Consider the following 13134-nt stretch of genomic DNA (forward strand, 5'->3'; position numbering starts at 1 on the left):
GATGACATCTCCATTGCTTGCGATTGAAAATTTATCGGTAGGTTTCCGTCAGCAACAGCACGTGCGCCCTGTCGTTAACGCCATTTCGTTACAGGTGAACGCCGGGGAAACGCTGGCGCTGGTCGGCGAGTCCGGGTCAGGAAAAAGCGTGACGGCGCTTTCCATTCTGCGTCTTTTGCCTACCCCTCCCGCCGTCTACCTCTCCGGCGATATTCGCTTTCACGGCGAATCATTGCTTCATGCCAGCGAGCAGACGCTACGCAGCGTACGCGGCAATAAAATCGCCATGATTTTTCAGGAACCGATGGTTTCACTTAACCCGCTGCATACGCTGGAAAAACAGCTCTATGAAGTGCTTTCGCTCCACCGGGGAATGCGTCGGGAGGCGGCAAGAGCGGAGATGATCGGTTGTCTGGATCGGGTCGGTATCCGCCAGGCGAGCCAGCGTCTGCGCGATTATCCGCATCAGCTTTCCGGCGGCGAACGCCAGCGCGTCATGATAGCCATGGCGCTGTTAACACGACCGGAATTACTGATCGCCGATGAGCCGACCACCGCCCTCGACGTCTCCGTACAGGCGCAGATTTTATCTCTACTGCGGGAACTCCAGCGCGAGCTCAATATGGGATTGCTGTTTATCACCCATAACCTCAGCATTGTAAAAAAACTGGCGGATTCGGTGGCGGTAATGCAACACGGCAAGTGCGTAGAGAACCAACGCGCCGACACGCTGCTCTCCGCGCCGACCCATCCGTACACGCAAAAACTACTCAACAGCGAACCCACAGGCGATCCGGTTCCGCTCCCCGCCGGGCAGACGCCGTTGCTGGAGGTGGACAGGCTGCGCGTCGCCTTCCCGATCCGCAAAGGCATTCTGAAGCGCGTCGTGGATCATAATGTGGTGGTTAACAATATCAGTTTCACCCTGCATCCAGGCGAAACGCTGGGTCTGGTCGGCGAGTCAGGATCGGGAAAAAGTACCACCGGTCTGGCGCTGTTACGGCTTATCCGCTCCGAAGGCCGCATCGTGTTTGACGGTCAATCGCTGGATACGTTAAACCGCCGCCAGCTTTTACCTGTTCGCCACCGTATCCAGGTCGTATTCCAGGACCCGAACTCATCGCTAAACCCGCGTTTAAACGTGTTGCAAATTATCGAAGAAGGCCTGCGCGTCCACCAGCCTACGCTTTCAGGCGCGCAGCGCGAACAGCAGGTGAAAGCGGTCATGATGGAAGTCGGCCTGGACCCGGAAACACGGCATCGTTACCCCGCTGAGTTTTCCGGCGGCCAGCGTCAACGTATCGCCGTCGCCAGGGCGCTGATTTTAAAACCGTCGCTTATTATTCTGGATGAACCGACCTCATCGCTGGATAAAACCGTTCAGGCGCAGATTCTTGCCCTCCTGAAATCGCTCCAGCAAAAGCACCGTCTGGCCTATATCTTCATTAGCCACGATCTGCATGTAGTACGCACGCTGTGCCATCAGGTTATCGTGCTGCGGCAGGGGGAGGTGGTTGAACAGGGGCAATGCGAGCGCGTGTTTACCGCACCGCAACAGGCCTATACGCGTCAGCTACTCGCGTTAAGCTGACGCCTAAAAAGGATTATTGTTAGAAAAAGGTTCCGCTATCGCCACGCCGAAATTTTTCAGCCGACAGGTGGCGGCAAACTCATCCTGACGATTAACGAACAGGCACGGTTCCCCTTCGCACTCCAGCACGGAGCAAGGAACTTCAATATCGCTTAGCGCCTGGCTGAGCTTATGCATCACTGACCACGCGCTATCGCCTGCCGGACTCAACAGTTTAAGCGCCACCAGACTATTCTCGGTGCTCTGCCCGTTTTGCGGAATCGGTTCAACCTTTGACCCCGCAAAACCCGCCGACCAGCGATAGTTTTGCGGCAGACGGTGAACAATTGAGAGCTGTAATGTATTCACTTTCTTTCCCCGGAAGCACAATTACTTCACAATTTGCTTACATTTATATTAACACATCATTGACAACCCGTCCTTAAACAGATTGCTAACGCCCTTCTCTCCGTCAGTGGCTCTACAGCAAGCGGGAGTTAAAATAGTTTTACCGACGCGGAGATAGCGGCGGGCTATATGTACCCGTTTCTGCGATCTAACTCAACCTTTTTAACTACAATGATGTGACTTTTTACATAAATGGATTTTACATAAAATAAACATAAAGGAGGAAAATGATGAATTGGTAATTGATATACATCAACTATGAAAGCCGTTTGGCTTTGCCATCGTGTAGCGGATAGCGTCCCCCAACGCCGCCTGCGCATTCTTCGGCGCCATTGAGGGACAGCGCGCCCGTCACCGTTTTTTGGGACGGCTGGCGTAGAGATAAAACAGAATGGAACAGGCGGCGCAAAGCGCAATCGACCAAATCATCGGCCACGCACTGGTAAAGGTAGCCAGCGACAGCAACGCGCCGACGATAGCGCCAATACCAAAGCGGAAAGTGCCCGCCAACGAAGACGCCGTTCCGGCCATATGCGGAAACTCATCCAAAATGACCGCCATCGCATTGGACGAAACCATCGACACACAGCCGACAAACGCCGCAACGCCGACCACCAGCGCCCAGAATCCAATGCCCATCAGCGCGCTGAAAACCATCCATACCGCCATCGCAAACTGAATCCATAGCCCGGCCCGAAACATGTTTAGCGCCCCTACCCGTCTGACAAAACGGCTGTTGATAATCGTCATCACAAACAGAAATACGATGTTCAACGCGAAGTAGTAGCCGAAATCCTGCGGCGGAACATGATTAATTTCGATATAGACAAACGGCCCCGCGCTCAAAAAAGAGAACATACCGGCAAAACTGAACCCGCTCGCCAGCATATAGCTCAGTACGCGTTTGTGGCGAAACAACGCGGCAAAGTTACCTATTGTGGTACGAATATGAAAAGGCTGACGCCGCTCAACGGGCAGCGTCTCTTTAATCAGAGCAAAGATCATGACTGACGCCAGAATCGCCGCAATGGCCAGTATCCAGAAGATATAGTGCCAGCTTAACCATACCAACACCCAGCCGCCAACAATGGGCGCCATTAACGGCGCTATCGTAGTGACCAGCATGACAAATGACATCATGCGCGAAAACTCTTCCTTTGGATAAATATCCCGCATCAGCGCATTGATGACGACGCTTGCCGCCGCAGCCGCCAAACCGTGAAAGAAACGCATCACGATCAGTTGATCGATAGTCTGCGCCAACGCACAGGCGACCGCCGCAGCGGCAAATACCAGCGTCCCGCCCAGGATGACCGGCTTACGCCCGAGGCTATCCGCCATCGGTCCATAGATAAGCTGACCCAGCGCAAACCCCAGAATATAGGTGCTGAGCGTCATCTGCGCGCTACCGGCAGGCACGCCGAATTGCGCAGAAATCACCGGCAGCGCTGGAAGATACATATCAATCGACAGCGGCATTAACATGGCCAACAGGCCAAGAATAAAGACAATGGCAAAGGAAGAGTGCTGCCGGGTGGTCACATCGAACTCCTGAATTTAACGAGATAGTTAGCCGACGCTGGCGATTTCTTCTTCAGTCAACGGGCGGTACTCGCCGGGAGCCAGATTCTCATCCAGCGTAATGGCGCCAATCCGTTCGCGGTGCAGTTCCACAACGCGATTGCCTACTGCGGCAAACATCCGCTTCACCTGATGATAACGGCCTTCGCTGATGGTCAGACGAACCTGCACAGGCGTTATCACCTCCAGCGTAGCGGGTTTAGTGAGATCTTTTTCATTATGCAACTGCACGCCTTTCGCAAATTGCGCTGCCGTATCGTCGGCCACCGGCGACTCCAGGGTCACCAGATAGGTTTTTTCACAGTGATGGCGCGGCGACGTAATGCGGTGCGACCACTGACCGTCATCTGTCATTAACACCAGACCGGTAGTATCGATATCCAGACGTCCTGCGGCATGCAGCTTATACGCCACCGGCTCATCCAGGAAATACAGCACCGTTGGATGATCGGGATCATCGGTTGAACAAACGTATCCCTGCGGCTTGTTAAGCATAAAATAGCGTGGCCCGTGTTGCTGCGCTAAGGGATTGCCGTCATACGCAACCGCATGTTCCGGGAGCAGTTTGAAGGCCGCATTTTTAATGATGTCGCCATCGACGGTAACGCGGTTACCACGAATTTCACGCCCGGCAATAGCGCGGCTGACGCCAAGCTGCTGAGCGATAAATTTATCAAGTCGCATGTGTGTGATTTAGCCTGTAATAATACGGAAATCGGGCATTCTACCCGAAAAAAGGGAATTGCTATCCGCTCAGTATAGCGGGCTAACTATATCCCTCAAGGGAAATGATTCATGGCATACTATTCCCGGAACCGTTTAACGTAGTGAGACCATGATTTTTACACTCCGCCCCTACCAGCAAGAAGCCGTAGACGCCACGCTCAACCACTTTCGCCGCCACCGTACGCCCGCCGTGATTGTTCTGCCGACCGGCGCAGGTAAAAGCCTGGTGATCGCCGAACTGGCGCGCGTCGCCCGCGGACGGGTACTGGTGCTGGCGCATGTGAAAGAGCTGGTCGCGCAGAACCACGCCAAATATTGCGCGCTGGGGCTGGAAGCAGATATTTTCGCCGCCGGACTCAAACGTAAAGAGAGTCAGGGCAAAGTCGTGTTCGGCAGCGTACAGTCGGTGGCGCGTAATCTTGACGCCTTCCAGGAGGAGTTTTCGCTGTTGATTGTCGATGAATGCCACCGCATCGGTGACGATGAAGACAGTCAGTATCAGCAAATCCTCACTCACCTGAGTAAAGTTAATCCTCACTTACGTCTGCTTGGGCTCACCGCCACGCCCTTCCGCCTCGGAAAAGGCTGGATTTATCAATTTCATTACCACGGTATGGTGCGCGGCAACGACAACGCGCTGTTTCGCGACTGTATTTATGAACTGCCGCTGCGCTATATGATTAAACACGGCTATCTGACGCCGCCTGAGCGGCTTGATATGCCAGTGGTCCAATACGATTTCAGCCGTCTGCAGGCCCAAAGCAATGGGCTGTTCAGCGAAGCCGACCTGAACCGCGAGCTGAAAAAGCAGCAGCGGATTACGCCGCACATCATCAGCCAGATTATGGAATTTGCGCAAACGCGCAAAGGCGTGATGATTTTCGCCGCCACGGTCGAACATGCGAAAGAGATTGTCGGTTTGCTTCCGGCGGACGACGCGGCGCTGATTACCGGCGATACGCCAGGGCCCGAGCGCGACGCGCTGATTGATAATTTCAAGGCGCAGCGTTTTCGCTATCTGGTTAACGTCTCGGTGCTGACCACCGGCTTTGACGCCCCACACGTTGATCTCATCGCGATTCTACGTCCCACGGAGTCAGTTAGTCTTTACCAACAAATTGTCGGGCGTGGTCTGCGCCTTGCGCCGGGAAAGACCGATTGCCTGATTCTTGATTACGCAGGCAACCCGCACGACCTGTATGCCCCGGAGGTCGGTAGCCCGAAGGGAAAAAGCGATAACGTCCCTGTCCAGGTATTTTGCCCGGCCTGCGGCTTTGCCAACACCTTCTGGGGGAAAACCACTGCCGACGGCACGCTGATTGAACACTTTGGCCGTCGCTGCCAGGGTTGGTTTGACGATGACGACGGCCATCGCGAGCAGTGCGATTTTCGCTTTCGCTTCAAAAACTGCCCGCAGTGTAATGCCGAAAACGATATTGCCGCCCGACGCTGCCGGGAATGTGACGCCATTCTGGTCGACCCGGACGATATGTTAAAAGCGGCGCTCAGGCTCAAGGATGCGTTAGTCCTGCGCTGTAGCGGAATGACGATGCAGCATGGGCAGGATGAGAAAGGCGAATGGCTGAAAATCACTTACTATGACGAGGACGGCGCGGATGTCAGTGAGCGCTTCCGCTTGCACACGCCCGCCCAGCGTACCGCTTTCGAACAGCTATTTATTCGCCCGCATACCCGCACGCCCGGCGTTCCTTTACGCTGGATCACGGCGGCGGATATTGTCGCGCAGCAGGCGCTGTTGCGGCATCCCGATTTTGTGGTCGCGCGGATGAAAGGCCAGTACTGGCAGGTGCGTGAAAAAGTGTTCGACTATGAAGGCCGCTTCCGCCGGGCGCACGAATTACGTGGTTAATCGTACTTTTCATTGATGTAACGGCGATTTGAGTATAGAATCCCGCCCGCCTTTGCATACGCAAAGCAGATCACTTACCTGTTGCTGGGTCGCCTGTAGCAGGAATTATTAAAGAGAGATTTAAATGTTTACTATCAACGCAGAAGTACGTAAAGAGCAGGGTAAGGGTGCGAGCCGCCGCCTGCGCGCCGCTAACAAGTTCCCGGCAATCATCTACGGCGGTTCTGAAGCCCCGATTGCTATCGAACTGGACCACGACCAGGTGATGAACATGCAAGCTAAAGCTGAATTCTACAGCGAAGTTCTGACCCTCGTTGTTGACGGTAAAGAAGTAAAAGTTAAAGCTCAGGCTGTACAGCGTCACGCTTACAAACCGAAGCTGACTCACATCGACTTCGTTCGCGCGTAATCGCCTGGAAGTTGAAGAAAAACCCCGCCCCGGCGGGGTTTTTTTATGCGTTTAATTGAATTTGACGACATGCAGAGCAACGAGAACCCACTTTACTTTTCTGCTTTCTTACACCTCGCCATATTCAATTAGCGCCTCCCCTAATCGAGGATCTGTAGTTTCCGCCGCGGTATTCATACCTTTAAGCCGATTGAATAATGCCCGTTGACGAACGCTGGCACTTTCTGGTTTCCATGGCAAAATTCGTATTGGTATCGTTTGCCCGCCATTCAACGCATCAAATACCTTTTCATTGGTCAGTAAGTCGCCGCAGCTCCATGTCTTGCTATCAAACTGAAAATCAAATAAGACATGGAGCTCCAGTTCATCTACACGCACTTGACGCTTTGCATTATCGATGCGTATTTCCACCTTCTCTTTATGCGTCAAAGTTGCATCAAGATTGAGTCCATACCGTTTCAACTGCCCCTTGTCGTAATAGTAACGTATGCTGGACCAGGTTGATTTAAAAGCAAATCCAGTAATGAATAAACCACTTAACAAGAACAGCGGGCATATGAACAAGCTCAGTAACCAGTTGGCGCCATAAGTATAAAACAGTACCAACGAGAGAACGGTGAACACCATCCCGAGCACCAACATCATCAAAAATGCGACAATGTGCGCATACAAAACCTGCCGAAATAAACTGAAATTGACAGGCGGCTTCTGTCGTATTCCTTTACTCACTACGGCGTCCTTTTATGTCGTATGCCTTTATTTCCCGCCCGACGTGCGTCGCTGCAACTGATCGCGCAAATTCGGCGGCGTCCCTTTGATAGTCAGGGTATCGGTCGCCGGGTCCCAGAAAATCCGCTCGCCCAGTAGCATCGCATCAAAGTTAATCGTTAACCCGCCGCCGCTGCCGGCATATTTGGTTAACTGGCGTAGCGTACTGCGATCTGCCGGGAAGCTCTCTTCCAGCTCATAGCCTTTTTCGGCGGTAAATTCGCTGAAGCTGACTTCACTGACGCCGGAAAGCTCTTTAGACAGCGATTCCAGCTCAATCTCTTCCCCGGCTTGTAATTGCTCGTTGCAGTAGCTGTACACCTGCTGGCGCACGTTCTGACGTTCCGCTTTATCCAACTGCGCTTCTGCGGTGAAATCATCCACTGCCTGCAACAGGCCGCGATTCTGCGCTTTGGCGTTCAACCCTTCGCTGGCGCCGAGGAAATCCATAAAGAAGTCAGCGACCTTGCGCCCTACCCGACCTTTGAGAAACGTCAGATAGCGGGTCGATTGCGGATTAGTTTCCCACTCGGTAAGATCGATACGCGCCACGATATCCGCATGGTTGATATCAAGATAATGCGTCGGGTTAATGTCCAGATTTTCATTGACCCGCATACTGCTCAGGTTGTTCAGTACCGTAACCAGCAGATACTCCACCGCCAGGTAACGATAATGGCAGAACAATACAATGCCGCCGTCCGCAAAGGGATATTTCGCCAGTTCGTCACGCAGGCGTCCGGTCGCCGCCCGGCTAAAGGCAAGAAAATCTTCTTCCCCCTGACGTTGCAACCGCAGCGCTTGCGCCAGTTCACTCTCTTCATTAAACAGGCCATACGCCTTATTCTTGGCGCTATAGACCCGATGCAGTTCAGCCACCATCTCGACAACGGTGGTTGTCGGCTCCAGCAATGAATCGCGCAAGACCAGCTCAAGATTTTGCTCATCGCGCTTGATAAGCTGGTGCAGGGCAATCTGGTTGATATCCAGACTCATGATAAACTCTCCTTTAAGACCGGGCGGTATTCAACCACCGCCTGCCGGAAGACGCAAGCAATCGCCCTGTCATTTCAGGCGTTATCCGTAACGCGGATGATTTAGGGGATAAAAATGCAGAAAAAAAACTGTTGCTACGGTAATATGTTGCCCTTTCATGAACAAACAGATTTTGATTTATGCCACAACTCTCCCGCTATAGTGATGAACATGTTGAACAATTGCTGAGCGAACTGCTCAGTGTACTGGAAAAACATAAGGCGCCGACCGATCTTTCCCTGATGGTGCTGGGAAATATGGTCACCAACCTTATCAACACCAGCGTGGCGCCGGCTCAACGCCAGGCGATTGCGAACTCTTTTGCCCGCGCCTTGCAGTCTTCGATTAGCGAAGACAACGCGCACTAAAAAGCCGACTCCGGAGAAACAAGCGACAGGTATGGTAACTCATCGTCAGCGCTACCGTGAAAAAGTCTCCCAGATGGTTAGCTGGGGGCACTGGTTCGCTCTGTTCAATATACTGTTGGCTACGTTGCTCGGCAGCCGTTACCTGTTTGTCGCCGACTGGCCGACAACGCTTGCGGGTCGCATATACTCCTACCTGAGCATTGTCGGGCACTTTAGCTTTCTGGTGTTCGCCACCTATTTGCTTATTCTTTTTCCGCTCACGTTTATCGTGATGTCCCAGCGGCTGATGCGGTTTTTATCAGCCATTCTGGCGACCGCGGGCATGACGTTGTTGCTTATCGACAGCGAAGTCTTTACCCGTTTTCACTTGCATCTTAATCCCATTGTCTGGGAGCTGGTCATCAACCCTGACCAGAACGAAATGGCGCGCGACTGGCAGCTTATGTTTATTAGCGTGCCGGTTATCTTATTGATTGAGATGCTATTTGCGACATGGAGTTGGCAAAAGCTGCGCAGTCTCACGCGCCGTCGCCATTTCGCAAGGCCGCTTGCGGCATTCTTTTTCGTCTCCTTTATCGCATCGCATCTTATCTACATCTGGGCAGACGCTAATTTTTACCGGCCGATTACCATGCAGCGGGCAAACCTGCCGCTCTCTTATCCAATGACGGCGCGACGTTTTCTTGAAAAACACGGTCTGCTGGATGCGCAGGAATATCAGCGCCGTCTGGTAGAGCAAGGCAATCCGGAAGCGGTCTCCGTACAGTACCCGCTCAGCAATTTGCACTATCGCGATATGGGCACCGGTCAGAATGTGCTGCTCATTACCGTAGACGGCCTGAACTATTCTCGCTTTGAGAAGCAGATGCCGGAGCTGGCTAAATTTGCCGAACAAAACATCGACTTCACCCGTCATATGAGTTCAGGGAATACCACTGATAACGGTATTTTCGGCCTGTTCTATGGCATATCGCCAGGCTATATGGATGGCGTGTTATCCACCAGAACGCCTGCGGCGCTCATTACCGCGTTGAATCAGCAAGGCTACCAACTGGGACTGTTTTCTTCGGATGGCTTCGCCAGCCCGCTTTATCGTCAGGCATTACTGTCCGATTTCTCGATGCCGGCAGCGCAAACGCAGTCTGATGCGCAAACGGCCAGCCAGTGGATAGACTGGCTTGGGCGCTACGCACAGGAAGATAACCGCTGGTTCTCATGGATATCGTTTAACGGTACTAATATTGATGACAGTAACCAGAAAAATTTTGTTAAGCGTTACGCCAGTGCCGCCAGCGACGTGGATGCGCAAATCAATCGGGTTCTGAACGCGCTGCGAGAGGCCGGTAAATTCGACAATACTGTCGTGATCATTACCGCAGGACGCGGCATACCGTTGACGCCGGAAGAAAATCGCTTCGACTGGTCGCAAGGTCATCTGCAAGTACCGCTGGTGATCCACTGGCCGGGGACGCCTGCGCAGCGTATTAATGTGCTTACCGATCATACCGATGTGATGACCACGTTGATGCAACGCCTGTTACATGTCAGCACGCCAGCGAACGAATATTCACAGGGCCAGGACATCTTTACCGTTCCACGTCGTCATAACTGGGTAACGGCGGCAGACGGCAGTACGCTGGCAATCACGACGCCGCAAATGACCCTGGTGCTCAATAATAACGGTCATTATCAGACCTATGACTTACACGGCGAGAAGATCAAAGATCAGAAGCCGCAGCTCAGTCTGCTGCTGCAAGTGCTAACAGAAGAGAAACGTTTTATCGCTAACTGATTAATTATAAATCAGTTAGCACCGTTTCCCCTTGCATTCGCGTTGGAAAGAGGTAGTATTAGCACCCACAAGTCGGCACGTAGCGCAGCCTGGTAGCGCACCGTCATGGGGTGTCGGGGGTCGGAGGTTCAAATCCTCTCGTGCCGACCAAAATTCCCCTTAAAAACCAGCCTCTCAGGGCTGGTTTTTTTATGCCTACAATTAAAAAGTTAGCTGATGCCAGAGACGTTATTTTGCATGAACTGATTTTGCATAAACTGATCGGACACCTTTCCCGTGCAGTGGTCAACGTAAAGTCAATGCAGGCAAATAACGTAAACCATGTTTGTACTAAAACAGAAAAAGCGCATCTACACCCTATGCTGGAAGAAATGTTTGTAGTGGCAGGTAAATGAGTAAGCAATCTGTCGCAGCAATAATAAAACGTTCTGGTAAGGTAAACGGCCTACCACTTCTTTGTCACTAACAATTAGCCTCCCTGTCGCCATAGGGTCGATAACGATCGGCTAGTCACAACACGTTTTTGTAGACAACGTACGGTGATTAATTACTCCTTCAGCCAGCAACTCGCTAATTGTTATTCAACTTCAGAAATTATAACTAATTGAAGCACCTACAAAATTATGCCCTGAATTTTTATCCGTGAGTGATCCATTCGAGAAATGCCGGATATAAGCTTCTGTAGAAAAAGCCCCAAAGTTCCAGCCAAGAAACGCTTTTTCTCCAAAGGTAAATGCAGAATTGACACGCATATCATCTCGCGACTTAGATTTTATATAAGCCCCCAGACCAATACCGGTATAGATACCAGCGAAATGAACCAGCGCCACATCCTTCGAGATACCCAATACGCCCTGGTTATATTTATTGCAGGGAACGCTGCCAGAATGTTTACTGCAATCATCGCTACCCTTAGCCTTAAATCCTCCTAACTCCAGATTATTTCTTGCCTGTAAAAAGAAAAAATCGCTGGGTTCACTGTATGTCAGAAAAGCCGTATATAAGTGCTCAACCCCTCCTCTTCTTATACTTTCTCCCGCAGCAAAAGAGATCTGATGCTTGTTGCCCTTGCCAAAAAAAACATTATCATTAGCAGAACATGCGAATGCACAAGGTAATAATAGATATATAAATATTCTCTTCATATACACTCCACCACCATTTCAATGTCAATAGTTATTTTTAACCGGCTAACATATTTAAAATTTTCTACGCCATGCTTACGCTCACAGAAACGGCTGATATAGCATCCACACTACGTTCTCCCCTTGAGTCGCCCCAACGGGTGCTCAAAACGCCGCGAGTGTTGTTCAGGCACATCCAGGATAAGTTATAAGTGAATGACACTCATTTCTGACCACATTTTCATTTATGATAAGAATATCGTCAGAATCTCTTTATCGCATAAAAATACCTCTGCTATTGACTTAATATTTAATTTAACAGATGTCGCGGTTTATTCGTTCTGCTCAGATGTATTTCATTGACATTAATAAAACCATAAATAAATTCAGTTAAAATAATTTGTTAATAATGACAAGCTTTAGACGCTATGACTTTTAATAAGGAATTTCCTGCCAGTAAAGATAGTCTGGACTTACGGGTGCAAGGGCGCAGCAACATATGCCACACTTCTGTTATGTCACATTGTCCGAAAAAAGCGTCCAGACCAGTATTCAACTTCAGGGAGTATTCTGTTTTCTCTCACAACAGGTTGTTTTATCCTTTCTATCGTTCAGCTAATGACTCGCCTGTCACAGGTTTTACTACTTACCCATGCACTAATTAGGGTAAAATTTACGCGCTTGACAATGTGGCAAATCTGGACGATTTCCGCGCTGAAAACAATAATCATTCTAATAAAACTCAGGAGATACAGCATGCCTGAAGTAACACCTTTTCAGGTGCTTATTGTGGACGACCATCCACTTATGCGGCGAGGTATTCGTCAATTACTGGAACTGGACCCGGCTTTTCATGTCGTTGCCGAAGCGGGTGACGGGGCGAGTGCGATCGATCTGGCGAATCGCATTGAGCCCGATCTGATCCTGCTGGATCTGAATATGAAAGGTCTGAGCGGGTTAGATACCCTGAACGCGCTACGCCGGGATGGTGTGACGGCGCAAATTATTATTCTTACCGTCTCGGATTCCGCCAGCGACATCTACGCGCTGATCGACGCCGGTGCCGACGGTTATCTGCTCAAAGATAGCGATCCGGAAGTGCTGCTGGAGGCCATTCGCAAAGGCGCTAACGGCGGTAAAGTCTTTAGCGATCGGGTCAATGAATATCTGCGTGAGCGCGAACGGTTTGGCGCGCAGGAAGATCCCTTTAGTATCCTGACCGAACGAGAGTTAGATGTCTTGCATGAGCTGGCGCAGGGGCTTTCTAACAAACAGATTGCGTCAGTACTGAATATTTCTGAGCAGACGGTTAAGGTGCACATTCGTAATCTACTTCGCAAGCTAAACGTGCGCTCACGCGTCGCGGCGACCATTCTATTTTTACAAACACGCGGAATACAGTAACAAGCCAGGCCCGATGGCGCCACGCCACCGGGCCGTCAGGGTCTTATTTCTCCTGCGCCAGCCGGATACTGCGCTCTAT

At 51.3% G+C, this 13134-nt stretch carries 13 protein-coding genes, 1 tRNA gene and 1 pseudogene; 9 read left to right on the top strand and 6 right to left on the bottom strand.

The genetic code is table 11. From position 1 onward, the window contains the following. Position 1 precedes the first annotated feature (1 nt). Entirely contained in the window at positions 2-1591 is a 1590-nt protein-coding gene (yejF, locus tag NA197_RS04300) for a microcin C ABC transporter ATP-binding protein YejF (RefSeq protein WP_064043428.1), read from the top strand. A gap of 3 nt (positions 1592-1594) precedes the next feature. Here the strand turns inward: yejF and NA197_RS04305 are convergent, their stop codons facing one another. From NA197_RS04305 to rsuA, 3 genes are all read right to left on the bottom strand, one after another. Continuing rightward, on the bottom strand, positions 1595-1939 hold the full coding sequence (locus NA197_RS04305; RefSeq protein WP_001094639.1) for a YejG family protein: 345 nt from the start codon (positions 1937-1939) through the stop codon (positions 1595-1597). Between the two features lie 390 nt (positions 1940-2329). Further along, positions 2330-3520 carry a Bcr/CflA family multidrug efflux MFS transporter gene (locus tag NA197_RS04310; protein ID WP_000213349.1) on the bottom strand — a complete coding sequence of 397 codons (1191 nt, stop codon included), beginning with the start codon at positions 3518-3520 and terminating at the stop codon, positions 2330-2332. 27 nt (positions 3521-3547) lie between these two features. Beyond that, a complete protein-coding gene (gene rsuA / locus NA197_RS04315; protein ID WP_001234836.1) occupies positions 3548-4243 on the bottom strand; it encodes a 16S rRNA pseudouridine(516) synthase RsuA in 696 nt (231 codons plus the stop codon). A 151-nt stretch (positions 4244-4394) separates the two neighbouring features. On the opposite strand from rsuA, the gene NA197_RS04320 reads away from it, so the two are divergent. Then, entirely contained in the window at positions 4395-6155 is a 1761-nt protein-coding gene (locus tag NA197_RS04320; protein WP_064043429.1) for a DEAD/DEAH box helicase, read from the top strand. A 124-nt stretch (positions 6156-6279) separates the two neighbouring features. After that, the gene (gene rplY / locus NA197_RS04325; protein ID WP_000494192.1) at positions 6280-6564 is read left to right on the top strand and encodes a 50S ribosomal protein L25; all 285 of its coding nucleotides are present in this window, start codon (positions 6280-6282) and stop codon (positions 6562-6564) included. A gap of 108 nt (positions 6565-6672) precedes the next feature. On the opposite strand, the gene NA197_RS04330 is transcribed toward rplY, so the two are convergent. Both NA197_RS04330 and yejK read right to left on the bottom strand, forming a co-directional pair. Next, on the bottom strand, positions 6673-7293 hold the full coding sequence (locus NA197_RS04330) for a hypothetical protein (RefSeq protein WP_064001110.1): 621 nt from the start codon (positions 7291-7293) through the stop codon (positions 6673-6675). A gap of 27 nt (positions 7294-7320) precedes the next feature. Next, the gene (gene yejK / locus NA197_RS04335; RefSeq protein WP_000050806.1) at positions 7321-8328 is read right to left on the bottom strand and encodes a nucleoid-associated protein YejK; all 1008 of its coding nucleotides are present in this window, start codon (positions 8326-8328) and stop codon (positions 7321-7323) included. Between the two features lie 179 nt (positions 8329-8507). Here yejK and NA197_RS04340 point away from each other — a divergent pair, with 179 nt between their 5' ends. The 5 genes and pseudogenes from NA197_RS04340 (at position 8508) to NA197_RS04360 (ending at position 10922) form a co-directional block, all read left to right on the top strand. Continuing rightward, the gene (locus NA197_RS04340; RefSeq protein WP_001135904.1) at positions 8508-8735 is read left to right on the top strand and encodes a YejL family protein; all 228 of its coding nucleotides are present in this window, start codon (positions 8508-8510) and stop codon (positions 8733-8735) included. A gap of 31 nt (positions 8736-8766) precedes the next feature. Next, complete coding sequence (gene yejM, locus NA197_RS04345) at positions 8767-10527, top strand: LPS biosynthesis-modulating metalloenzyme YejM (protein ID WP_023234546.1); 1761 nt, start codon at positions 8767-8769, stop codon at positions 10525-10527. Positions 10528-10600: 73 nt separating this feature from the next. Next, a tRNA-Pro gene (locus NA197_RS04350) sits at positions 10601-10677 on the top strand. Further along, a pseudogene (locus NA197_RS04355) lies at positions 10633-10725 on the top strand (hypothetical protein); the annotation flags it as partial. The gene NA197_RS04350 and the pseudogene NA197_RS04355, both read left to right, overlap by 45 nt. Beyond that, entirely contained in the window at positions 10719-10922 is a 204-nt protein-coding gene (locus NA197_RS04360) for a DinI-like family protein (protein ID WP_023234545.1), read from the top strand. The pseudogene NA197_RS04355 and the gene NA197_RS04360, both read left to right, overlap by 7 nt. A gap of 192 nt (positions 10923-11114) precedes the next feature. Here the strand turns inward: NA197_RS04360 and pagL are convergent, their stop codons facing one another. Further along, positions 11115-11678 carry a lipid A 3-O-deacylase PagL gene (gene pagL / locus NA197_RS04365; RefSeq protein ID WP_000281877.1) on the bottom strand — a complete coding sequence of 188 codons (564 nt, stop codon included), beginning with the start codon at positions 11676-11678 and terminating at the stop codon, positions 11115-11117. Between the two features lie 729 nt (positions 11679-12407). Here pagL and narP point away from each other — a divergent pair. Beyond that, entirely contained in the window at positions 12408-13055 is a 648-nt protein-coding gene (gene narP, locus NA197_RS04370; RefSeq protein WP_001115497.1) for a nitrate/nitrite response regulator protein NarP, read from the top strand. Positions 13056-13134 lie beyond the last annotated feature (79 nt).

Origin of the sequence: Salmonella sp. NW884, from assembly GCF_051700745.1 — a bacterium.
GTDB classification, from domain to species: domain Bacteria; phylum Pseudomonadota; class Gammaproteobacteria; order Enterobacterales; family Enterobacteriaceae; genus Salmonella; species Salmonella enterica.

What these genes read in the sequence shown, in the direction of transcription:
- yejF (WP_064043428.1), top strand. Translation starts at nt 2, where the DNA reads ATGACATCTCCATTGCTTGCGATTGAAAATTTATCGGTAGGTTTCCGT.
- rsuA (WP_001234836.1), bottom strand. Translation starts at nt 4,243, where the DNA reads ATGCGACTTGATAAATTTATCGCTCAGCAGCTTGGCGTCAGCCGCGCT.
- NA197_RS04320 (WP_064043429.1), top strand. Translation starts at nt 4,395, where the DNA reads ATGATTTTTACACTCCGCCCCTACCAGCAAGAAGCCGTAGACGCCACG.
- rplY (WP_000494192.1), top strand. Translation starts at nt 6,280, where the DNA reads ATGTTTACTATCAACGCAGAAGTACGTAAAGAGCAGGGTAAGGGTGCG.
- yejK (WP_000050806.1), bottom strand. Translation starts at nt 8,328, where the DNA reads ATGAGTCTGGATATCAACCAGATTGCCCTGCACCAGCTTATCAAGCGC.
- NA197_RS04340 (WP_001135904.1), top strand. Translation starts at nt 8,508, where the DNA reads ATGCCACAACTCTCCCGCTATAGTGATGAACATGTTGAACAATTGCTG.
- yejM (WP_023234546.1), top strand. Translation starts at nt 8,767, where the DNA reads ATGGTAACTCATCGTCAGCGCTACCGTGAAAAAGTCTCCCAGATGGTT.
- NA197_RS04360 (WP_023234545.1), top strand. Translation starts at nt 10,719, where the DNA reads ATGCCTACAATTAAAAAGTTAGCTGATGCCAGAGACGTTATTTTGCAT.
- narP (WP_001115497.1), top strand. Translation starts at nt 12,408, where the DNA reads ATGCCTGAAGTAACACCTTTTCAGGTGCTTATTGTGGACGACCATCCA.